This window comes from Phyllobacterium sophorae (assembly GCF_003010965.1).
In the GTDB taxonomy this organism is placed as follows: domain Bacteria; phylum Pseudomonadota; class Alphaproteobacteria; order Rhizobiales; family Rhizobiaceae; genus Phyllobacterium; species Phyllobacterium sophorae.
Genome location: NZ_PGGM01000011.1, coordinates 53,575 through 77,314 on the forward strand (window position 1 = coordinate 53,575; position 23,740 = coordinate 77,314).

General features: G+C 56.0%; 17 protein-coding genes. 8 read left to right on the plus strand and 9 right to left on the minus strand.

All coding sequences use genetic code 11. The features are described 5' to 3' along the window. Window positions 1-32: 32 nt before the first annotated feature. Window positions 33-4,025: a non-ribosomal peptide synthetase gene (locus tag CU103_RS20890; RefSeq protein WP_106665965.1), complete on the minus strand. Its 3,993-nt coding sequence runs from the start codon at window positions 4,023-4,025 to the stop codon at window positions 33-35. 36 nt (window positions 4,026-4,061) lie between these two features. Then, a complete protein-coding gene (locus CU103_RS20895; RefSeq protein ID WP_106665966.1) occupies window positions 4,062-4,265 on the minus strand; it encodes an MbtH family NRPS accessory protein in 204 nt (67 codons plus the stop codon). A gap of 668 nt (window positions 4,266-4,933) precedes the next feature. Here CU103_RS20895 and CU103_RS20900 point away from each other — a divergent pair. Next, window positions 4,934-5,164, plus strand: a complete 231-nt coding sequence (locus CU103_RS20900; RefSeq protein WP_106665967.1) for a YjiS-like domain-containing protein — start codon at window positions 4,934-4,936, stop codon at window positions 5,162-5,164. A 389-nt stretch (window positions 5,165-5,553) separates the two neighbouring features. Here CU103_RS20900 and CU103_RS20910 read toward each other — a convergent pair whose 3' ends face one another. The 6 genes from CU103_RS20910 to CU103_RS20935 form a co-directional block, all read right to left on the minus strand. Continuing rightward, window positions 5,554-6,174, minus strand: coding sequence for a class I SAM-dependent methyltransferase (locus CU103_RS20910; RefSeq protein WP_245448924.1), 621 nt, complete (start codon window positions 6,172-6,174; stop codon window positions 5,554-5,556). 13 nt (window positions 6,175-6,187) lie between these two features. After that, window positions 6,188-6,580, minus strand: coding sequence for a GtrA family protein (locus CU103_RS20915; protein ID WP_280954619.1), 393 nt, complete (start codon window positions 6,578-6,580; stop codon window positions 6,188-6,190). 83 nt (window positions 6,581-6,663) lie between these two features. Then, window positions 6,664-7,371 (minus strand): class I SAM-dependent methyltransferase, encoded by a 708-nt coding sequence (locus CU103_RS20920; protein WP_106665970.1) that lies wholly within the window; start codon window positions 7,369-7,371, stop codon window positions 6,664-6,666. 178 nt (window positions 7,372-7,549) lie between these two features. Further along, window positions 7,550-8,560, minus strand: a complete 1,011-nt coding sequence (locus CU103_RS20925) for a glycosyltransferase (protein WP_106665971.1) — start codon at window positions 8,558-8,560, stop codon at window positions 7,550-7,552. Between the two features lie 211 nt (window positions 8,561-8,771). Continuing rightward, window positions 8,772-11,108: a hypothetical protein gene (locus tag CU103_RS20930; protein WP_146147832.1), complete on the minus strand. Its 2,337-nt coding sequence runs from the start codon at window positions 11,106-11,108 to the stop codon at window positions 8,772-8,774. Window positions 11,109-11,860: 752 nt separating this feature from the next. Further along, complete coding sequence (locus CU103_RS20935) at window positions 11,861-12,625, minus strand: sulfotransferase domain-containing protein (protein WP_106665973.1); 765 nt, start codon at window positions 12,623-12,625, stop codon at window positions 11,861-11,863. 559 nt (window positions 12,626-13,184) lie between these two features. Here CU103_RS20935 and CU103_RS20940 point away from each other — a divergent pair. The 7 genes from CU103_RS20940 (at window position 13,185) to fhuB (ending at window position 22,784) form a co-directional block, all read left to right on the plus strand. Next, the gene (locus CU103_RS20940; protein WP_106665974.1) at window positions 13,185-14,207 is read left to right on the plus strand and encodes a GNAT family N-acetyltransferase; all 1,023 of its coding nucleotides are present in this window, start codon (window positions 13,185-13,187) and stop codon (window positions 14,205-14,207) included. Continuing rightward, window positions 14,204-15,616: an MATE family efflux transporter gene (locus CU103_RS20945; RefSeq protein ID WP_106665975.1), complete on the plus strand. Its 1,413-nt coding sequence runs from the start codon at window positions 14,204-14,206 to the stop codon at window positions 15,614-15,616. The genes CU103_RS20940 and CU103_RS20945 overlap by 4 nt, the downstream gene beginning before the upstream one ends. Continuing rightward, window positions 15,613-16,797 carry a PLP-dependent transferase gene (locus CU103_RS20950; RefSeq protein WP_106665976.1) on the plus strand — a complete coding sequence of 395 codons (1,185 nt, stop codon included), beginning with the start codon at window positions 15,613-15,615 and terminating at the stop codon, window positions 16,795-16,797. Before CU103_RS20945 ends, CU103_RS20950 begins: the two co-directional genes overlap by 4 nt. Window positions 16,798-16,981: 184 nt before the next feature. Then, a complete protein-coding gene (locus CU103_RS20955; protein WP_170117090.1) occupies window positions 16,982-19,141 on the plus strand; it encodes a TonB-dependent siderophore receptor in 2,160 nt (719 codons plus the stop codon). A 10-nt stretch (window positions 19,142-19,151) separates the two neighbouring features. Beyond that, complete coding sequence (locus CU103_RS20960) at window positions 19,152-19,931, plus strand: ATP-binding cassette domain-containing protein (RefSeq protein ID WP_106665978.1); 780 nt, start codon at window positions 19,152-19,154, stop codon at window positions 19,929-19,931. A 10-nt stretch (window positions 19,932-19,941) separates the two neighbouring features. Beyond that, on the plus strand, window positions 19,942-20,793 hold the full coding sequence (locus CU103_RS20965) for an ABC transporter substrate-binding protein (RefSeq protein WP_170117091.1): 852 nt from the start codon (window positions 19,942-19,944) through the stop codon (window positions 20,791-20,793). After that, a complete protein-coding gene (fhuB, locus tag CU103_RS20970; protein WP_106665980.1) occupies window positions 20,790-22,784 on the plus strand; it encodes a Fe(3+)-hydroxamate ABC transporter permease FhuB in 1,995 nt (664 codons plus the stop codon). The genes CU103_RS20965 and fhuB overlap by 4 nt, the downstream gene beginning before the upstream one ends. Here fhuB and CU103_RS20975 read toward each other — a convergent pair. Continuing rightward, window positions 22,771-23,289, minus strand: coding sequence for a sigma-70 family RNA polymerase sigma factor (locus CU103_RS20975; protein ID WP_106665981.1), 519 nt, complete (start codon window positions 23,287-23,289; stop codon window positions 22,771-22,773). The two genes, fhuB and CU103_RS20975, sit on opposite strands and share 14 nt — an antisense overlap. Window positions 23,290-23,740: the final 451 nt, after the last annotated feature.

Consider the following 23,740-nt stretch of genomic DNA (forward strand, 5'->3'; position numbering starts at 1 on the left):
TTTCTGTGAACACATCTTTCCAGTCTCAAGCTTCAAAGTGCCTCTGTGAGCCTGTGCGCGAGCCGGCTGTGGAAGGCTTGTGAGCCGATGACGTGCAGATGGTTGGTGCCGGAGATGATTTCGGCCGGATTGGCGCGCGGTGAATAACGGCGCCAATCGATGAGATTGAGCCCGCGGTTGAGACTATCGTCAGCTGCCCACGAGTGAATAGCTACATCGTGTGGCTGCAGCTGATGACGCCGAAAGATGAGGGCGTTATCAATGAGGATCCAGAATGTATGTTCGCGGCTGCTGATATCCGGACCGTCGGTTGGCAGGTCGTCCTTCTCGTCACCGACAAAGCGCAGGAACTGATCATAGGTGTCCGCATCCATGACGCCGAGCAACCGATCCCACTCAGCGCGCATCGCGGTCCGTGACAGCCACTCCTGCACCATCTCATGCAATTGCTGGCGCTCACCGGGCTTGAAACGCGGTGTTGAGCCAATAGCGAATTCCGTGCCGAGATCACACACATCCGCCATCGTGATCAAACGCAGATCAATCTCGTTGCCGAGCCGGCGCGCCGCCTCATAGGCGAGCAATCCCCCCCACGACCAGCCGAGGAAGTAGCACGGCTGTCCCTTACTGTGGCTTCGGATGTAGTCGACATAACCCTCGATGATTTCGTCGACCGAAGCGCCGACCTGCTTTTGCTCGGAAAGCGAATAGCAGATAAAGCCGGTCGCTGGCTGGTCAACGCCCAGGTAGTCGACCAGTTTGACATATTCGCGTGTGCTGACCAGCAGGCCCGGGAAACAGTAAAGCATCGGTTTGGTGCCTGAAGCGCGCAACACGATGACCTCGCTTCCCGCCTGACCATCACCGGCCTCGATGATCTTGGCGAAAGAGCGGACCGTCGGATTGTTAAAGAGATCGGCGATTGTCGTGCGGTTTTGCGGTTTGCGCTGGCGCAGTGCCGAGAGAATACGGATGGCACCCAGCGAATTGCCGCCAATGGCAAAGAAATTGTCTTCAACGCTGATGGGGCCAATATTCAGGATCTGTTGCCAAAGTTCGAGAACGTCTTCCTCAGTGGCATTTTCCGGCTCGATGATGGTGCGTTTCACTGGCGTTGGCGCGGGAAGTGCGAACCGGTCGAGTTTGCTATTGGGATTGATGGGCATGCTCTTCAGCAGAACGATGGCGGAGGGGACCATGTAACCTGGCAAAGACCGTTCGAGGGCCGAATGAATTTCAGTAATATCCAGCGCGTAGCCTTGTTTCGGTACCACGTAGGCAACAAGTATCTTCTGCTTTGTCGCCTCGTCGTCGCGTAGGACGACGAGTGCTTCACCGACGCCATCGTGCTGCAGGAGGGCCGCTTCAATTTCCCCAAGCTCAATGCGATAGCCGCGCAGTTTCACTTGGTGATCGACGCGGCCGACAAATTCCACCGTACCATCCTCGCGCCAGCGCGTCAGATCTCCGGAACGGTAGAGGCGGCCCCCTTCTTTCGAGAACGGATCGGGAATAAAGCGATCGGCGGTTGTGTCTGGCTTGCCGATATAGCCGCGGGCCATGCCTTCCCCACCAATATAAAGCTCACCCGTTACGCCGATAGGGCAGGGGTTAAGATCAGGGTCAAGGACATAAACGCGGCGGTTGCCGACCGCCCGGCCGATGGGTGCATAGGTGCCCTCGAACTTTTGTCCGGCACGCACCTTCCAGACCATCGGCGTCATGATGGTTTCCGTCGGGCCATATCCATTGATGAGCCATCCCGACTTCAGTGCTTTCGACAGAAGGTCAAAAGTTGGTTGGGCGAGACCTTCGCCACCAAATGAGTAGAGCCGCATTGGCGGGGCGCTATCGGTCAGGTCAGCCCATTCAGCGAGCTGCTGCAGATAGGTTGTGGGAATGCTGGCATTGTTGGCACCGTGCTTGCGCATGGCTGTCAGCGTTTCTTCGGGTGTCCAAAGTGGCTGGTCGGGAAGAATGATGCTGCCGCCTTCCATGAGTGGATTCATCCAGCGTTCGTGTCCGCCATCCGAGCTGAACGGCAGGAAGGGCAATTCCCGGGAAGCGGCGCTCATGCCATAGACACGGGAGGTGTTTTGCATGTGGTGGGTCAACGGACCATGTTCGACCGCGACACCCTTCGGCAGTCCGGTTGAGCCCGACGTATACATGATATAGGCGAGCTGGTCCTTGTGCACGCGAACGTTAGGCGCGCTATCCGGCTCCTTGCTGAGGTCGAGTTTGTCCAACTGCAAAATGGTCGCGTCGAGCCCTTCCGGGATACGATCGAGGAGCCAGCTGTTGGTCATGATCACCTTCACGGCACCGTCGCGCAGGATATGGTGATTGCGTGTCGTTGGATGATCAGGTTCTACCGGAATATAAGCGCCGCCCGCTTTGAGCGTCGCGAGAATGCCGACAATGGCCTCCGGCGAGCGTTTCACGGCAATGGCAACACTTACGTCTGCCCCAACGCCGAGCTCGATCAGGCGATGCGCAAGTCTGTTGGCATTTTGGTCGAGCCGCGCATGGCTCCAGATTTCGTCGGCATAAATGATGGCGGTCTTATCCGGGGTCCGGGCGGCGTGGGCGGCGATATGTTCGTGCACGGGACGATCATCATTGACGCCCTCATCCTCATAGGGGGCTGAGAGGATATCGAGCTCGTCGCCAGCAATGAGCTCAATATCCTTGATGCGAACACCCGGTCCACTCACGGCCTGCGCCAGAATACGACCGAAATGGGTCGCGGCCCGCTCGATCAGCGCCGGTTCATAAAGGTCCTCGGCATAGTCAAATAGCCCATCAAGTCCACCATTCGCGTTGGGAGCGACCACCAGCGCAAGCTCAACGTCGGAGCGCGGAGCGAGGGGGGACAACGCGTCGGACACAAGGGCGGACTGAACGTGAGGTTCGCGATATTCGAACAGCGATTTGACGATCGCGTCCTGCTCACGTTCCTCATGCGTCTGGATTTCCTGTACCAGACGCTCGAAAGGAACGATATGGCGCGAGCCGGCGGCAATGTCGGCGGTGAGCACATGGCAGATATCGAGCACGCGGGCGCTGGATGTCAGCTGGAGTTTCAGCGGCAGGATCTGCTCGGCGCGGCAGATGGTCTGCCGGCTTTTATGCGTTTGGCGATTTGACAGAAGAATGCCCTGCAGCAGGTCATAAGTACCACTATAGCGGGCAAGCAAAACTGCATAGGCTGCAGACAGAACCATATCTGCGCTCAAATGATGCTGCTTGGCGTAAAGCTGGATGCGGTCCCATAGCGCCGCATCGATGTTGAATGAAGCATGGCGGCGCCTGGCACCCGCGTAACCACTGGCATTGAAACGCGTTGGCAGGGTTGTCGCGTTATACTCTTCGCCGATCAGATCGCGCCAATATGCAAGAGCCGTGCTGAAATCCTTTGTTTCCAGCCATTCCTCTTCGCAGAAACCGCGCTGCAGGCTGTCATCAACACTCGCGGTCAACGCTTCATCATGAATGAGGGCTATCAGATCGCGCTGCAAGATAGCCAAAGCGGCTTCATCGCAAACGATTGGATGCAAGACGATTGTCGTTATGAACTGGTCTTTTGACCTGATCAGCTGGCAGCGGGACGAAACGCCGTTGAGCAGATCGAAGGGTCGGGAAACAAACGCGCTGCGCTGTTGCTCCGCTTCAATCAGGCTGAGGGGGTTGCCGTCGCTTCCGAGCGTTTCAATGGGAGGAAGGTCGCCCGCATTCGAAAATTGCTCGATACGTCCGCCTGCAAAACGGCAAAAACGCGTCCGCAAAGCGCTGTGATGTTCGGTGAGCTTAACAAGAGCATTTTGCACCTGATCGAGTGCAACAGTTGGCTTCCAGTGGACGGACAGCACCTGCAAGGGGAAGACCGTATTATTGCCGATCTGTTCGAGCGACCAGATGCGCTTTTGCGCCAGCGTCAGCGGAAAGCTCTTAGAGGTGCCACGGTCGCGATCCTCAACGGCAACGGGATTATTCGCCTGGTCTGGCGCAAAAAACTTGTTCATGTCTTCACCGGTCTGCTCTGAATTATAGGGTGGGGCTCAGGCCATGGCTCGCCGCAAGCCAAGCGGCCGGGGGTCAATCCAGATCATCTTGATTTTCTGCAGGCACGCATCGCGCGTGCCGCTGTTCGGCTCTTTGCTCCAGCCAACGGGCAGGGCCTTGTCATCGGGCCAGACGGAATAACGATCTTCCCCGTCCTTAACAACGCTCCAGCTTTCTGGCGATATCTCTGCTGCGCACATGATGCAGGCTCCAACTTGGACAAACATGACCAAGAGACGGATGGGCAGGGACGCAATTTAAGCGAAATAGGAGAATATTTTTTCAAACATTGGCCAGTGACGTTCAGCACTATGGGCCGCAGATGACAAGCGTGCTGGTTTCCGATTACAGATCTAAACGGGTCCGTATCTGCAAATGGTCGCTCTCTCTAATCTGCCGTATGGGGCTCGCGAAAGAGGTCGAGCATGGGGCGATATAGGCGGTCGAACAGTCTAGGCGAGGGGTTTTGCCAAGCGAGGCGTAAGCGTCATCCAAATTGGTGTTGCTCTTCTGCAACGAAATTCTGGGACACATTTACAATGCGAATTGCATACTTGCTTATAAGCTTGCGGTGTGTAACTTGACGCTACTCGCAATCAAAGTAAGAGGAGGCGTGCAATGCAATCTATTCTCGTGTTTACGCGCCTCTCTGGTGGAACGGCTGTGTTGGCTTCGATGCGATGCACATCTCGCCCAAGCCGACGTCAACGCCAGGGCGTCTAAGCCGCGAGTTTGTGCCGTTGGCATTTTCCATTTACCTGACGTGACTGGCTGACGAAGCGACTATTTCGCATTTCCGCGTCCGCACTTGCGCGTCTATTTGACCTTCCAGAGGGCCGGCTGCGTCGTTGCACCGGGATAGATAATCATGCGCGAAGTACAAGCTTTAGTAGTTGATACCCTAGCGGCCACGGTTGATGAACTGTGCCAAAAATTCGGCGTCCGGAAGACCGCATGTGCGTTGATTCTGGCCATGTGGAGGCGCCATCAAATGAAAAACCAACTCTCCCACCTGTCAAATCGCATGCGCCGTGATATCGGCCTCGCGGATAGCAGAGAAGCGCCCATATTTCGCATTTGGAATATCCGGGCTTTGTAAGCGGCCGTGGGCTGGGAAAGAAATGCGTGAGAGGGGCGACAGTGGCGTCTCTCTCTTCGTTCTTGGGATTGCCCATTCAATATTAGTGGGCAAAACGAACGGCTGTACCTCGCGACAATATTCAGCGATGGTTTTACTCTATTCTGGATTCTTCGACCCCAGAAATTTTCGACCCATCACAATCCCCTGCGGGCCGGCGCAGACTGTCGAAGGCATCAAATCATCGATATCGGCGGCGTTTCTCACCCGCGTCATCAACCCCATCTGTGAAATCTGATCGTTGCCGACAGGGTAGCATAAGTCGACGCGCCTCTTCATCCTTTTGGCGCGCTGGCAGTTTCTAGCCTCCTTAACGTTTGGACAAGAAGATCGAATTCGCGCGTGCGGCTTCAGTTGGGTAGCTGCTGAGCCTTGAAAGCGAGCCCCACAACGAATGTGTACGGCAGGCGCGAATAACCTTCGCGGATGTGTAGATCGACGGTGTTGAACACCTTGCCCAGCACGTTCCGATAGCCAGCTTCGTCACGTACGAACTGGCCCCGGTCGTTGTCCAGCATCCACTTCCGGAACGTCGATTGTCCCTCGCGGTAACAGCCGTCGAGTGAGAACAGCAGCCCGCCTGGCCGCAGCACGGTGTGCACATTCGCAAGCGTATGGGCGAGTTCCGCGTCGGAGATGTGGTGCAGCACGCCGTTCATCATCACGATGTCTATCGGGGCGAATTGCTGTGCCGCGGCCGCGTCGAAAAACTGGCAGAAGAAGCGCCCGCGCTGGCCGAACTGAGAGCTGGCATGGTCAATATAGGACTGGTCAATGTCGAAGCCGACATAGTCCACGCCCTGCGGGAGATATTTGACGATGTAGCCGGGGCCACACCCGATATCGAGGATTCGCATCCCGGGCCGGATATCCAGGAACTCCGATATGGCCTTGACCCGAGCGCCGAAGAAGCCTCCCGCTTCCTGAAAGGACTGGTAGAGGAAAGGGGACTCTAGAAGTTTCTTCAGCATTTATGGTGGCCTTTCAGATTTTGCGCTTGAGTGCATCCTGCTGCGCGCCGTGCCTGGAGATGGGCTTATGGAAAACCCACCAGTTCATAACACCGAAATTCACGCACGGAACCAACAAGACGGCGGCCACGATGCCGAAAATGTAATGCAGGCCGAGAAGATCAACCGCGGCACCCATTACGAACGTGGTCACGAGGATGTTGCACGTGTGCAGCAGAATGAACCGCAACAAGTCGCCGAGAAGCGCATTCTTCGATCTGAAGGAAAAACGCCTGTTACCGATGAAGTTCAGCGGCATGGACGCCACATAACCAGCGACAGACGCGAGCTTCGGACCGAAGCCGAGGGAACTCGCGAACAACATGGTCACGCCCGCGAAAACAGCACCGCTCATAGCGCCCACCATTCCAAAGCGTATGGCTTTCAGGATAAGCGAGTCGGAAGCCGCGAACGCCTTAAACCGATTCCAGAGTAGCAAGGCTGTCGAGGTCACGCCGTTGCCGCAACATAATATTGCCCGCCGAACGGCACGCCCGCGAACAGGCGGTCGATGCGCCGCAGGAAAGCATTTGCCGGCGGAATCGAGAGGATAAACCGGGAGGAAACGCTATTGAATCCGGCATTGCGGAATAGGCCCTCCGTCTCTTCGCTCCTGAGCAGCACTGCGTCCTCGTCGAAGGGGCAGGAGCTGACTGCCCGCATGGTTAGCGGATTGCGCGGGTTGTGCTCGAAGACTAAAGCGAGGCCGCCGGGTTTTAGGATTCGACGCATTTCCCTTGCGAAATTTTCCCATTGGGATGGTGGCACGTGGTGCATGACGCAGATAGTGAAAGCTACGTCGAAGGAAGCGTTCTCATAGGGAAGCGTTCTTCCATCATAGACCTTATAATTGACGGAGCTGTTGCGTTGACGGGCCATTTCGACGCAAGCATTCGATACGTCGACCCCGGCCAGCGCGTTAAACATCGGGGTGAGCAGCGCGTGGTAGTTGCCCACACCGCAGCCGATATCCAGCGCTGACAGCGCGGCTCCGTCGCTGAAATGGGCATTTACGATGTCGGAAATATAGCTAGCCTTAACCTTTGTGAAAAAGTCCGCAGACAGGCCAGTGAACGAAACGGCCGCGTCGACTGCCTCCGAATACGTGTCTTTGTAAGAGTCAAACGTCTTGGCAGTCTGCGCCTGTTGCGGATCCATGCGCCTCAAACCTCCATAACCGCGGTCCACCGCTGGTCATATCAATACTTCTGTCACCGGCCACGAACTAGAGCTTGCGCACCACAGACGTTTGATAGGTGAAGTGGCTGGCACCTCTAACATGGGATAAAGCGGCCGTCCAATGACTTTGATGGCAGTTGGGAGCGTTGCGTTTGGATCATTCGGGTTGTGATGCGAAGTAATCGGCTATGGCTGCATCGATCGAGCGGTCGACGGTGAAGAAGATCGGCTTGCCATGAGCGGCTTGGACGAGGGTGGAAAGATATTCCAGAGCCAAGGCGACCATGAAGGTAACGAGACCTCCGAAGAAGAGGATCGCCAGCATGAGCGACGTCCAACCGGTGACGATCGTCGCCGGAAACAGCACCTTTTGGAGGAACAGAGCAACGGCAGCAAGCATGCTTACCGCCACGATGGCCATGCCGAGAAGGCCAAACAGCCGCATGATTTTGACCTGGCTCGTCATGAGCAATCGGCGCGCATGGGTGAGAAGCCGGCGGAAGTTGTAGCCACTGCGTCCACTATTGATGAATCGCTGATCCTTGAGTTCGAGCCGTCGAAACTCCACGCGCTTGGTGAACCACAGCAGGGCAACGTCAAAGTAGGTGTCATAACCGCAAACGTTCGACGCAGCACGGGCAAGCGAGCCTCTCAGGAGACGATAGCTGTTGAAGTCGGCTATGTTCGCATTGCCAGTCAGTAACACCATCAGCTTCTTGAATCCACGGGAGCCCCAGTCTCGCGAACGCGCTTCATGCACTGTGCTTACCGGCTTGCCATACACAATGTCCGCGCCCGTGCGAACGACGTGTTTCAAAAGCGTTTCGATCTCCCCGGGTGAGTGCTGAAGATCTTCGTCCATGGTGACGACCCAGTCGCCAGAGCTATGGAGTACGCCGGCGATCGTCGCCGCGTGCTGGCCGAAATTCCGCATGAGGTGGAGCGCCGTCACCCATCCATGCGTGGCGGCCAGACGATCGATCATCGCCGCGGAGCCGTCGATGGCGGAATCGTCGACGAGAATGACCTCGGATAGTTCCATCGGCGCCTGCCGCTCACGCCAGTCCTGCCTTACCCGCTCCAGTTGCCCAACGAGCTCGGTTAGAAATTCCTCGCCGGAATAAACCGGGACGACGACAGAAATGGAGACGGGAGAATCCAATGCCATACAGGTCCTTCCCGCATTCTTCGTGTGTCCTGACGCTCATTGGTCAGGTGCCATCCAGTAGGGGGCGGGCTGTCCACTATCTGCGTCACTCTGGAACCGGCATCGATCAGGATTGAAATATCCTGAAATGAAGGTGCCCCTTGGACTGCTTAACTATAGATAAGTGCATGTGTCAACGTAGAGGAAGTTCGCACGCACAATCGGCAGACCGTCAAACCCAGCTGCCATTCAGTTTAGGAGTGGGGGGGCTTGGATTGGAACGCAGACGCGGCCACACCAGCACCCCCACAATGGTCAGCATCACTACCACCCACCCGAGTTCGCTAATTCTGACGCGCCATTCATAGGTGTTAGGGCGATAGCGCAGCATCGCACGACCCGAGACATTCGCGGGAACAAAGGCGACTACCTGCTGCTCTCGCAGGTTGTAAAGTGGCAACCTGCGCCCGCCCACCCACAATTGCCACGACGAATAGGGCGGCATGCTGATAACGAGAATCCGCTCTGGCCCTGGAGGAATTGAAAAGTCGAGGGCGTTAGCTTCCCGGTCAATCCGGGAGGGAGGGACGGCTAGGTCCGCCGGGCAATCGTCCCGTCCGTCCTGAAAGCCAATGACGGCCTGGACAAGAGCCCCCTCAAGCAGGGGTAGCTGACCCGGCGGGGTCTTGAGGTTACTTGCGTCCGGTGCCTTTAGCTCATCCGGCTTCGGGCAAATGGTCGCCACCAGCGGTCGCTGACGGTTCAGCAGAAAGACCCCGATAGCGCCGGTCCGGAAAACCTCCTTGCCCAATGTGTCGGGCAGAGGAACCATGGACAGAAGATACTTACCGCCGTAAGGGCCGAAATTGCTCTTGCCCACGAGGCCGATCTCGTGCCTGAACTTCCAGTATATACGGGGCGATGTGTAGTGGCTGAATGTGGTAAAGCCCATATAGGTGGCGGCGGTGCCCGCCTTTAAATAGTTCAGGTCGCGGCCTTTTGATTTGACGTCGGTGGGGTCGCCGCTCTCGATCGATGTGTGCATTGCGATCCTGCCTGGATCGGGGTCCGATTTGCGTATGTGGTCAAGCGCCGCCTCGATGGATCGCCAAAGCTCGGTCCTGACAACGGCCGGCGTGCCGTCAAAGCGTGGCATCGATCCGACAACAAAGGCAAACTGTAATACCAGAAGGAAGGCGGCGCCCAAGCGGCGCATCATGCCCGATCTAATCCACGTCAAGACGGCGAACAGGATTGCCGATAGGGCAGTAATGACCCCAAGGAACCAGATCGGATAGACGCTTCTTAGCGTCGCAGTGGACATCACGGCAATAACGCTTGCGACTAAAATTGCCAGGCAGCCAATGCGCAACACCATAGATCGCTGCTGTTGTTTGGGGATGTCGTACAGCAGACTGGCCAAGCCGTGCGCCGTCAACACCGAGATCCCCACCGCGAGCGGCGTCGCCACCAGGCTGAGATGCCGAGTGTGGCTCAGACCCGGTATCAACGCCCAAAGCAGCACGACCTTACTCGGCGAGAGAAAGACCAGGACGATAGACAGGATAACAAGGATAGCGAAGACGCGGACGACAGGCTTTGACCAGCCCCGGACAGCGCCTAGAAATGCGAGAAGAGCGGCCGCGGGACCGAGCAGATAGTAGCCTGCAGCGAAATGCAAGTTGATCGGCACGAGAAGTTGTGGCAGGTCGCGCCAGCTTTGTTGCTCTGTCAGGATCTCCGTAATGTTCGTGGTGCCGGCTTGCCCCACCACTGCTCCGCTGCGGGTCCAGCGTATGATCTCGCTGATATGGCTGAACAGGTTGATCGTCGAGGCGAGACAGAGAATGGCCGTGATGCCCGCTGCCGCGATCAGTGCGGCTGCCAGCCGGTGACCGATTGCGCCCTCTTTACTTGCTGCAAGCCGCACCAGTGTATCGACTGTCAGCACAAGTCCGATCAGGACGAGTGCCGAGAGCAGGTTCGTGCCTGGGCCTGCGGTCAGCATGGCGCTCGTTCCCGCTGCTAGCAGCAGGGCGCCGAGTGCAAACTGCCGATGATAGTACAGGCGGACGATACCCTCGGTGGCCAGGGGAAGCCAAGCCGCAGCCGCGATAAAAGTCGGGAAGTTAGAAATCGTATAGGTATTCGGGAGGGTGGCGGCGATGGCTGCGCCGCCAATTGAGGCGACAAGGCCTGCTCCGGTCGCTCTAATGAGGCTTGTCATTGTGATCGAGAAGATCGCGACATGAACGATCACGATGATGTCAGTAGCCTGTGCGGCGGCCGTGGCCGAGCAGAAGTCGAGCCAGCCGAAAAGATAGAACGGATAGTAAGGAGCTACGTGCGGATTGTAGTTAAGTGCTTCGAAGGTCGACCAGTTCATCAACGGCGACACGCCCGCCATCACACTGCGTGAGATATCGCAGAACAGCGGCCCGGTCAGATAGATCGTGTCACCGAACGGTGAGATGGACCAATGCGCTGAAAGGTACGGTGCATAGAGCGCGATGGCACCGCCAAGGGCGACGGCAACCAGAAGGATTTGAGTAAGTTCAGGCCGTTTCATCTTGCACCGGTAAGGTGGCATGAACGATAGGCGGCGCGCGACGCTTTGCTGAGCCGTGAACGATGAACTCCTACGGGACTATTGGGAATTCCGTGTAAATATGTGCAGTTGAACATGAAATTCGATGCCCTGGTTGATTGGAAACGGTCCGCGAAGAGAATGTCGAACCGGGATTTTGCCATAGTCCATTTTTGGCAATATCTTCTTTCTTTCTAAGTTATGAGTTTGCTGCTTGGTTAGTGTTCGCGCAAAATATTTGATTAAGGGTATGTGCCGGATGCGTCGGAGTTACGAATTCGAGACGTTCGCCAGGTGCCGGACGGTATTTAGAAAGTAACTTCAGCATTATCAAACATCACTTGGCGTCTAATAAGCTGGTTATCACTGGATATCCTGATGATGAAATTATCCAGCGAAATCGATAGGTGTTTCCTGAGAAACATTCGAAAACATCGTTGTCGGTTTGTGCAGCTATTTCTCACTTGCCAATAGACGATTGCACGCTTGAGGATCTATTCCCAATAAACCACCGAAGGCAGCGACAAGCTCCACAAAAAGTCAACGCCGAACTGGTTCTCCCGCAACAGCAAAACGGCAATGGCCAAAAATGGCATGATGCATTCCGTTAAAGCTAAAACAAGTGCATCGGGCCTGGAAACCGAAGGAACTATATCCGGTGGCTCACCAGCAATTATTACCCTGATCTCGATAAGCAAGCCGCGAAGGTGATTCCGAACACGCGATTTTGCCCGTTAAACGGACGTTTTGATGGCCTTGATCCTCCGCATAAGTGAATTTGTAAACTTCTTGCGTGTATTTAGCCGCTCCCCAATACCGATATCAGAAAAGTCTACATTATGATAAAACCCTGCCATTTTTTGTATCTGTTCGACGCAATCTGACGGCAGGCTTCTGCCACGGCCAGGAGTGACAGCGTTCTTTCTGTCAGACGTGCCAATAACAGAAGATATGACGTTCCGAATGGCTTCATCAGTTACTTCCAGATTTAAATAGCGACAGATTCTCAAAAGCTCGATCTCAGGCTGGAAAACCCACTCCTCGTACTTGACGACAAGTTTGTTGGGGACCCCATACCAAGACATGTAAAAATTGAAATACCACGGGATGATCATCCTCGTGACGAAGTGTGCGGATTCTTCAAAGGACCATTCCTGGATCCCCTCAGGTGCAAACGCCATCGGGTGGAGCAGGCTCTCCTTACGATGATGATCAATAAAACTTGGGATGACATCGAAAATGTTTCTCACCAAAATGATTGGTAGGAGTCGATGTTTTTCGATCATCGTCTTGGTGGCGTTTGAATAGCGTACGTGCAACTGCAATACATAATTGAGATCCTCGATCCTGCTTAAACAGCAGTCATCCAACTCCTGTTCACGACGTCCCCAGTCGGGGACGCCGACGCCAGTAGTAAAGGTTGGTAGGGCACCAATAGCGTTGGAGAGAAACGTACTGCCAGATTTCGGCATGCACGCCAGCAAGACATGTTTTTGCATGGAATGCCCCCTATGTTGCGTCTGCGACAGCGATACACAACTAACGATTGCTGCACAATTGCTTACAACACACAATGACACATTCGAATCGATCTTTTCGGTGCAGGCTGCCTATGTTGCGCTTAACGGCTTCGCAATAGTGGCGGTCCTTGACGCAGTTCAAACTGGGGTCGACGTGCTTCCCACGCGTCGATACATTTCTGAATCGCACGCGAAGGGCAGTTCGCGCCGCCCGAGATCCCCAACTGGTGCCTGCCGATGATGTTCGCTTTATGTAAGCGCCGGGTCAGCGGCGGTGTTCCTTTGATCCTAAACTACGAACCGTGCGTATGCCGGCATTGCGATCTGCAGGGTCTACCCGGCGGCGCAGGGAAGAACCGCAAAGAGGGTCTTCTTCGAAAAGCGCATGGATTGGCGCCCTGCCATCGCCAGTTGGCGCTGAAGATTTGAGGGCATTTATCCATAAAGTCACACATTGGACTAAATCGGCGCTGGCTCATTGCGTCCTTGTAGCAAAGCCCACGCGAAACGTTGCCGCGGGGATGCTGCGGAGTGTGCCATGACCCTTATATCCAGGCTTGCGAAGGAAACAGGTGTTGAACCGTTTCCGGTCTCATCTCAATTCTTAAAAGCAGGTGCGCTGCCAACCCCGGATATATTGCAGGTTTCAACGGCCAGCGGCGCTTACACCATATCGGTGCAGCCAAGCCCGGGCGGGATGAACCTGGTTTTGCCGCGTGTAGCAGAGACTGATGCACTCGCCGTTCTGTGTTCCGCCGTCGAATTCATGTCAGCGCAGTCTCGCGAGCCGGGCGTAATCAAGATCGGCAATCTACCGGCATCCGACTTTCTGCTTGGCACTTTTGAAGGCGATTATCTGACGATCGATCCGCGCGCTTATTGGCAATGGCCAAACCCCTGGATTGCGAAGCCGGCCTATCCGCATCCGCAGGTGCACGTTATGAGCAATGGCCAATATCATCCAAAACGGCCGCAAACGCCGGCCGGTGTCGTCTATGAGCGCTATATTCCCTGGCTCGGCCAGGTGCTGTCATTTCGGGTTGCCGATCCTCGGGCCGATCTTGAGCATTTCCATCGCTGGATGAATGACGAGCAGGTCAATGTCATCTGGGAAGATGGCGGCGATCGCGACAAGCATCGGTCAATTCTTGAGGAACGCCTGCATGATCCGCACATGCTGGCGCTGATTGGCAGCTTCAATGGCGTCCCCTTCGGTTATTTCGAGGTCTACTGGGCCAAGGAAAACCGGCTCGGGCCATATTACGATGCACAGGACTATGATCGCGGCTGGCATGTCGCCATCGGCGAACCGGCCTATCGCGGCAAAAAGTGGATCACCGCCTGGCTGCCATCGCTGATGCATTTCATCTTTCTTGACGATCCGCGGACGCAGCGCATCGTTGGCGAACCGCGCGCCAGTCACGAACAGCAGATCCGCAATCTCGACCGCTCGGGATTTGCCAAGGTCAAGCACTTCGATTTTCCGCACAAACGCGCCATGCTGGTGATGCTGACACGCGAGCGGTTCTTCGGTGATCGTCTTTGGGTTCCCGCATCATGAGGGGCAAGCCGAAACGCCCCTTTTTTGCACCTGATGACCTCAACGACCCGGCGCTGACCCGCCTGATCTTCCGCCTTGGCATGCCTGCGGTGGCGGGCCTGTCGATCAATGCCGTGCACCATACGATCAACATGGTTTTCGTTGGCATGATAGGCAGTCATGAGATTGCGGCGATTACCGTGGTTCTGCCGATCCTGATGATGATTGGTGCAATCGGCGAGGGGTTGGGGGTTGGCGTTGCCACGGCCGTCGGCCGCGCGCTTGGAGCCGCTGATCCGCAGCGCGCCAATGTCACCGCCTCGACATTTGTCGTGCTGGCGATACCGCTCGGGCTTGTGCTCACGGTGGGCATCTTGGCGTTCAAACGTGAACTGCTTTTCCTTTTTGGCGCCAGCGAAGCCATTCTGCCGCTGGCGGAGCACTATCTTTCGATCGTTGCCTTTTCGGTGACGCTGACCATGCTGCAGATCCTTTCTGATTTCATAGCGATTTCAGAAGGCAATACCCGCTTTAGCATGTGGACGCTGATGGGCTGTTTTGCCCTCAACATCATCCTCGATCCGATCCTGATTTTCGGGTTTGGTTTCGGGCTCGCCGGTGCGGCAATGGCCACAATCCTTTCCCAGGTAGCAGCGCTTGGTGCCTATGCGCTCTATTTCCGCAAGCAGGTCGGGACGCTGCATCTTGCCGCGCGCTTTGCCGCGTGGCGCGCCGATGTCCTCAAACCGGCCCTGTTCATCGGCCTGCCGACGACGCTCACCAGCATGTTGAGCAGCATCAGTTTCGCCGTGCTGTTCTCCTTTGCCGGTTTTTATCGCGGCGATAGCGGCATTGCCGGGGTTGGCATCGCCATGCGTGTTCTCACGCTCGGTATGCTGCCAATCATCGGCCTTTCGCTTGGCGGTCAGGCAGTCTTAAGTTTCGCCTGGGGCGCGAGAAATCCAGCGCGATTGCTTGGTGCGTCGAGCACGCTTTTAAAACTCACCTCGGGCTTTGCCGTTCTTTACGGTTCTGCGGCCGTGCTCTTGCGCTATCCCATTGCCACGATCTTCACCGATGACGCGGAGATTGCCAAGATTGCTGCACTGACCATTATCGTCACGCACATTCCGTTCATTTTCTTTGGCGCCCGGCAAATCCTCGTTGTTCTCCTGCAGGCACAGGGCAGGGCGCGCCTGGCCGGTGCGATCAGTGTGGCCCAGAACGGGTATTTCCTGCTGCCGTTGCTGTTCATCCTGCCGCATTGGTTTGGCTTCGACGGCGTTCTTGCCAGCCTGTTTTTGGCACCAGCCCTGACAGCACTCATGTCCTTGGCCATTCTCGCTTTGACCTTGCGCCAGCTGCGCGGCCATTCGCCATCCATCCCGATTACCAGTTTCAACAAGAACGTGTCTGAGAGGGCATCATGAACAAAGCCATGCCACCCCAAGAGTTTGATCGCGAAATGCCGGACGATCTGTTTTCTCCGATCGATACGGCAGCCTTCAATGCGGTCTCGCCGCCCATCTTCCAAACGTCGCTGTTCACCTATGACAGCTATGAGGCGATGGAAGATGTGTTTTCGGGACGCTCGCGCAATTACATCTATTCGCGCGGCGACAATCCGACGGTGCGTGAATTCGAACTTTTGACCGCGCGCCTTGAAGGCGCCGAAGATGGCCGCGGCTTTTCCAGTGGCACGGCGGCAATTACCGCAACGATCCTCAGCCTCGTAGAAGCCGGTGACCGCGTCGTCGCCGTCCAGCATCTCTACAATGATATCTACCGCCTGTTCGTCAAACTGCTTGCCCGCTTCGGCGTCACGGTGGATTTTGTCGACCCGTCCAACCATGATGAGGTACGCGCTGCACTGCCGGACGCAAAACTGCTCTATCTTGAAAACCCCACATCAATGGTTTTCGAATTGCAGGACATTGAGGCCCTGACCACAATGGCCAAGGAATATGGCGTGACCACCGTTATCGACAATTCCTGGGCAACGCCGCTGTTCCAAAAGCCAATCCAGCACGGCGTCGACATCGTCATCCATGCGGCTTCAAAATATCTCGGCGGGCACAGCGACACGGTTGCCGGCGTGGTCGTCGGTCCGCGCGACCTGATCGCCAAGATCAACAGCTCGACCTACCCCTATATTGGCGCGAAATTGTCGCCCTTTGAAGCCTGGCTGCTTTTGCGCGGCATGCGGACCTTGAAGGTGCGATTGAAGGCGCACATGCATAACGGACTCATCCTTGCCAAGCACCTGCAGCAGCATCGCGATATTGCGCTTGTTCGCCATCCCGCATTTTCCGATCACCCGGGCAAGAAGACACTGACGGGCTTTTCCGGTCTGTTTGCCTTTGATCTGAGCCCGGATCTCGATGTGGCGCGTTTTGTCAATGCGCTGCGTCATATCAGGCTTGGCGTCAGCTGGGGAGGACCTGAAACGCTCGTTGTTCCGGCCAAAGCCGCCTTGCAGATCCCTGATCGCATGACGTCGTTTGTCCGCTTCGGTGTGAACCCGCAAACGATCCGCTTTGCCGTCGGTTTGGAGGAACCGGAAATGATCTGGAACGACATCCAGCAGGCACTGCTGAGCGCCCGCCTGTAGCATTGAGGCCACAGCCGCAGCGTGATTTGGCAAGGCGCGTGAAAAAAGGCGGCATATAAGCGATCGCGCCTTGACTCTTATAATATGACAAATGTAGTCATCTTTAAACATGAGTACGATGCTCATATAAATTCTCAAGCAGAGTCAAAGTTTTACAAGGGGTGTGGTCATGCGGGGATGCACGATGGTTATGGCAAATGACGCCAGTTTTGCGGTTTACAGGCGTCGTGCACGATTGCTCATCACCACCTCCATTGCCGGTCTAATGCTGGCAAATGTGGCATCGGCCCAGGAAGCGCCCAGCATCCAGTTGAACACCATTGTCATTGACGGTGATACCAGCCCGATTGGCCCCGACAAGGGCTATATTGCCAGGAACACGACCATGGGCACAAAGACCGACACGCCGCTGCGCGAAATACCGCAGTCGATTTCCGTCATCACCCGCGAGCAGATGGATGACCGGTTTTCCGAGCGCGTCGAGGATACGATTGCCTATACATCCGGGGTGACGGCTTCGCCCTGGGGCGTTGACGAGCGCTTTGACCAATTCTTGATCCGAGGCTTCGATGTTGGCCCTTACGCGCTCTTCCGCGATGGGCTGCCGCAAAAGGCCATCGACTTTTCAGGTTTCAAAGTCGAGCCATACGCCCTGGAGCGGGTTGAAGTCCTCAAGGGCCCGGCATCGGTGCTTTACGGCGCAAACGAAGTGGGCGGTCTCGTCAATCTGGTGACAAAGCGGCCAACCAGGGACCCGCTTTACAGCGCCTATGCGAGCTATGGATCCTTCAATACGTATGAAGTGGGTATCGATGCAGGCGGTCCGCTCGACAAGGAAGGCGTTTGGACCTACCGCCTGACGGGGCTTTTCCGTGACGGAGAGCTGGAAAAGGACTTCTCCAAGAACAATCGGGTCTTCATTGCGCCCGCCATTACATGGTCGCCGAGTGCCGATACCTCGCTGACAATTCTCGCCAACTACCAGTGGGACGAGTTGACGCCAAACACATTCCTGCCAATTGCCAGCCCGCTCAATCCCACCCTGCCGAAATTCTCGCGCAGCTTCACCACATCCGATCCGAATTTCGACCGTTTTGACGCAAATCATGGCTCGATCGGCTACCAGTTCGAGCACAGCTTCAACGAGGCTTGGACGGTCCGGCAGAACCTTCGATACTCGCAGCAGGACACGGATTACCGGCATCTCTACTATTCGAGCATGATCGACGATCACACAATGAACCGCACGGCGTTCACTGTTGACGAGACGGCAACGATCTTCAGTGTCGATAGTGGCGTGCAGTATGATTATGAAGGCACGCGGATAAAGAACACGTTGCTTATGGGGCTGGACTATACCCGCCAGACCGTTGACGGACAAAATGGCTTTGATACCGGGCCAACGCTGGATATCAATGACCCCGTCTATGGACTGGACGTTGCAGCGCCGGCGATCTATCTCGACCGCAGACAGACAATCGATCAGCTTGGCCTCTACGCTCAAACCCAGACGAAATTCGACGATCACTGGTTGCTGACCCTCGGCGGGCGCCAGTCATGGGTTGAAGACAAGAATCAGGACCGGCTGAGCGATACGACCTCGGAACAATCAGACAGCGCCTTTAGCGGCAAGGCCGGCCTTGGTTATCTGTTTGACAATGGCTTGACGCCCTATATCAGCTATTCGGAATCCTTCAGCCCAACCATCGGCCAAGGCTCCACGGGCGAGACATTTTCCCCGTCAGAAGGCCAGCAGTATGAAGCCGGCGTGAAGTACGAACCGGACTTTTTCCCGGGAACAGTAACCGGGTCCGTTTTCGAAATCACCAAGTCCAATGTGCTGACCCCTGATCCCGATGATCCGAATTTCCAGGTCCAGACCGGTGAAGTTCGCCACCGCGGCTTCGAACTTGAGACAGTGATGGATCTCTTCCACGGTATTAGCCTGACCGGCAGTTACACCTATCTTGATGCTGAAATTACATCGAGCAATACCGAGGGAGAACTGGGCAATCGCCCGGCACTGGTGCCCGAGCATCAAGCGGCACTTTGGGCGAAATACACCTTCGAAACCGGTGTGCTCGAGGGTCTGAATGTTGGATCCGGCGTGCGCTATGTCGGCAGTTCCTTTGGCGACAACGCCAACCAGATCAAGGTGGACAGCTATACGCTTGTCGATGCCGCGATCAGCTATGAGAAGAATGGCTGGAAGGGATCGCTCAAGGCGAGCAATGTCTTCGACAAGGAGTATTACGCAACCTGTGCGGGCGACAACGATGGCAGTCCCATGTGCATCTATGGCGAGGGACGCGCTGTCAAGGCAACGCTCTCGGCCAAATTCTAGGCGGCAGGTGATGAGGGGAACGTCCTTTTCCTTGAATGGAATCAGCTTCAAAGTCGATGGCAAGACCTTGCTCCATCCGCTGACCCTGGACGTTCCGCGTGGCCAGGTCGTCGGCATTCTCGGCCACAATGGTTCCGGCAAGTCGACATTGCTGAAGATACTGGCGCGCTTTCAATCGCCAACCAGCGGAAGTGCGAAATGCCTGGAACAGGAGCTGGCATCATTCCGCTCGAAGGACTATGCGCGCAAGGTCGCCTATCTGCCGCAGCAAACACCGGACACGGATGGTATGACGGTGAAGGAAGTCGTTGCCTTGGGGCGCTACCCCTGGCACGGTGCGCTTGGGCGGTTTTCAGCTGCGGACAAGGCGAAGGTAGAAAACGCGCTGGAGCTGACGTCGCTGACGGCAATGGCCGATCGCATCGTCGATACATTGTCGGGGGGCGAGCGGCAGCGCGCGTTTCTCGCCATGCTGATTGCGCAGGACACCGAGTGTCTCTTGCTGGATGAGCCGATCTCAGCGCTTGATATCAATCATCAGATCGAAGTCATGCGGCTGATCCGCATGCTGGCACACGAGCACAGCCGGTCGGTTCTCATCGTATTGCACGATATCAACATGGCTGCGCGCTATTGCGACCGGCTGATTGCCTTATCCGGCGGCAGGCTTGTGGCCAACGGCGAGACCGACGCGCTCATTACGGCAGACAGGCTTGACGCCATCTATGGCGTGCGCATGGGGATCTTCAGGCATCCGCAAACACACACGCCCATCAGCTACGTCCTTTGAAATGACCAAAATGCGCAGACGCAACTTTCTGTTTGGCTCGGCGGCATTTGCTGCCACCCTGAGGCCAGTGCCGGGCAGGGCGGCTGCACCAAGGGTGGTTGCGCTGGATTATGGTCTGGCACAGACGTTGATTGAGCTTGGTGTCCCGCCAGTTGGTCTGATTGATACGCAAGGGTGGGCCGAATGGCCCATTGAACCGCCACTGCCGGCAAGTGTCGTTAACATTGGCTCCTCCTTTGAAGTCAATATGGAGCTGCTGCAGCTGCTAAAGCCGGACCTGATCATCTCCACACCCTATCTCGAATGGGTCAGGCCGCAGCTGGAACAAATCGCACCGGTCAAATCGTTCCCAATTCATGCGCTCGGTTCATCGCCCTATCCGCACATCATTGCCGCAACGCGCGAACTTGGGCGCATGCTTGGACGCCAGGGCGAAGCCGAAGCATTGATCGATCGCACCGACAATGAATTGCAAGTGGCAAAGGCATCAACGCGACATTTGGGCAAGCTTGCAGTCATCACATTCATTGATGCCCGCAATATCCGCGTTTACGGCCCGGGCGGTATTTTTCAGGATGTCTTTGATCGTCTCGAGCTGGAGAATGCGTGGCCACACCCCACCAATGAATGGGGCTTTGGTGATACCAGCATGGCCGGTCTCGTTGATATCGGCGACAGCCGGCTGTTCTACATGGATCCTGTTCCGCCAGATCTCCTGGCAACCCTGGCTGATAGCCCACTGTGGCAAAGCATGCCGTTCGTCAAGAACGGACATGCGCAGCGCATGGCGAGTGTTTTGATGTTCGGCACGCTCCCTGCCGCCTCTCGCTTTGCCCGACTGCTCACTGAAGCTGCCGCATGAAGTCGCTGCATCCCCATCCTTTGTTTTGGGCCGGTCTGTTGTCGTGTGTTGCCCTTGCTATCACCGCGCTCAATCTTGGGCCCATGATCAGCATCATTGGATGGCGTGCAGCTTTTTCAGCGCCATCGCCCAGCGACAGTTTGGCAGTCCTTGTCCATTATAGTCTGCTTCCGCGCCTGGCCATGGCGTGCGTTTGTGGCTTTGCGCTCGGGCTATCCGGCATGCTGTTCCAGCATGTGCTGCGCAATCCGCTGGCTTCACCGTCAACCTTGGGCGTAGAGGCAGGCGCACAGCTTGCTCTCGCATTGGCCATGTTGTGGTTCCCGGCGCTTCTTGGTTGGAGCCGCGATGCCACGACGGCTCTCGGAGGCTTTGCCGCCATGGCGCTTGTCTTTGCGGCAGCCTGGCGGCTCAAATTCCAGCCGGTCGCCATCATTCTTAGCGGATTGGTCGTTGGCCTTTATTGCACTGCGATCGTTACCTTGCTGACCCTGATGAACGATCATTATCTATCGGGTCTGTTCATCTGGGGTGGCGGTTCGCTGAACCAGAATGATTGGCGCCAGGTTCAAGGATTGTTTCCAAAAGTCGTTGCCTGCAGCCTTGTTGCATTTATGCTGGCGCGGCAGTTGAGCGTCCTTACGTTGGGCGATACTGCGCAAAGCCTTGGAATCAAATTGCAATTCACCCGCGCTGGCGTGCTGTTTGTTGCGGTGGCACTGACTGCATTCACCGTCAGTGCCGTTGGAGTCATTGGCTTTCTCGGGCTTGCAGCGCCGGCCATTGCGCGTGCAACTGGTGCAAGGCGTATCAAGTCCCGCATGATTGTTTCACCGCTCATTGGCTCGCTATTGCTGGTCATCATCGATCAGGTTTTGCAAATTTATGCTGCAAAAACCTCTGTGCATCTTCCAACCGGTGCCATCACCGCGCTGATCGGTGTGCCTGTCCTCTTGATTGTTATCTTGCGGCGCGGACGTTCGATGCTGGCCGCGGCCGACGGCAAAGCGGCACTCCCAGCAAGCAGGCTCCCCCTGCGCGTGATAGCAAGCATCGCGCTCTTGTTATTGGTGGTTGCATCGATTGCGGTATTTGTCGGCCGGGATGTCGATGGGGCGTGGATAAGTCAAGGCGGTGCAACGCTCGAATCTCTCCTGCCATGGCGCGGGCCCCGGCTCGTTGCTGCAATGTCCGCAGGGTTGATGCTGGCACTGGCCGGCAGCTTGCTGCAGCGGCTTACCGGCAATTCGATGGCAAGCCCGGAAGTTCTTGGCGTCAGCGCCGGTACGGCATTCGGGCAGCTTTGCATATTGTTTATTATTGCCGAGCCAACCTATGGCCACAGGATGTTCGGTGGTTTTTCGGGCGCTGCGATCGTGCTCACCGTGCTTTTTGCCATGAGCCGCAAGGTGCGTTCCGGCAACCAGTTTCTCATTATTGGCGTGTCGCTGGGCGCATTGCTGAGCGCATTGATCTCAGTCATTCTTGCCTCTGGAGACCCGCGTGCTGTTTCGCTGATCAGCTGGATGGCAGGTTCGACGTATGGGATAAGCCGTCAAATCGCATGGATATCATTGGCGTTTGCGGTAAGTGGTTTGGCTGCGGTAACGCTTTTTCTGCGGCCATTGCAGCAATTTGCACTGGGGGATATCTCGGCGCATTCCCACGGTGTCGACGTTGCGAAATTCCGCGTTATGATTCTTGGCTTTGCGGCCTTGTTGACAGCCATCGCCACATTGGTCGTGGGTCCGCTAAGCTTCGTTGGACTGATGGCACCGCATATGGCGCAGCGCCTTGGACTGACACGTGGTCTGGCGCATCTGTTGGGGTCGGCGCTGCTCGGGGCGCTGCTGATGGCGATCGCGGATTTCATCGGACGCACAATCTATTTCCCGTGGCAATTGCCCACGGGCCTTGTCGCGACACTGCTTGGAGGTCCGGTGTTCGCGCTCCTGCTGATCCGCACCGGGCGTCGATCTATGCAGCATTGAGGATGTGCTGGCAAGCGCGGTGCGCGTCCTTGATCATGAAGTTAACGAGGGTTCTGGATACGCCGAGTTCTTCGGCAATATCTTTTTGCGGAACGCCATCTATACGGTGACGCACGAAGGCGTCGTGGGTGCGTTGCGGCAGATTTTTCAATGAGTTCAGCACCTCGCGCAATGTTTCTGTACTGACGAGGCAATCGAGCGCGCTGACACATGGGGCAGGGATGGACTCTATCCCGTCGATCGGCCTCATGCTGAGCCTTTCGTGGGTCTTTTTGCGGGCCGCGTCGACGGCGAGATTATAGACCATCCGGCACGCGTACCCAACCGGGCAATGAATGCAATCAGGTCGCATGCTACAGGCCTTGACGACAGCATCATGGAAGATATCTTCAGATTGTGCGTGAGAATGCAGTATTCCGTCAGCGATTTTTAGAAGTTTTGGCTTGTATTGAATAAGCGCATCGACAAGAACATTGCTATTATACGAGTCTTGTTCTTTTTCCATTTTTGCAAATCTTTGCCAAGTGATTACAGTGAGGAGATAATAGCTTCAGAGCGCGCAGTTTTATTCAAAATGCGTGTGTAAAGCCGACCGTCAATGTTACGGCGTCAGCTATAATTTAACATGATAAAAAGAGTCAAGTTATTAAATCAAAATAGTTAGTCAAAGCCGCCGTCAGCAGTCTTCCTCACCACAACCCGGTTAAGGGTCGCGACTCTGAGAGCGCCTAAGGCGATGCTCGCAATGTTGTTCGGGTTCGCCGAGAAGGTAGGCGTTCGATCAATACCCATGTGACCATCAGTTTTGACAACAGGGTGCCTGACGATGAGGCCGTGAAAATCATCGCACAGACCCTGCGCAATTGGCGCCAATGGCTGCGACGTAGGGGATTAAGCGGCGCCAGAACGACACATATTTGGGCACGCGAGCGAGCAGGGGACAGACCTACGCACGT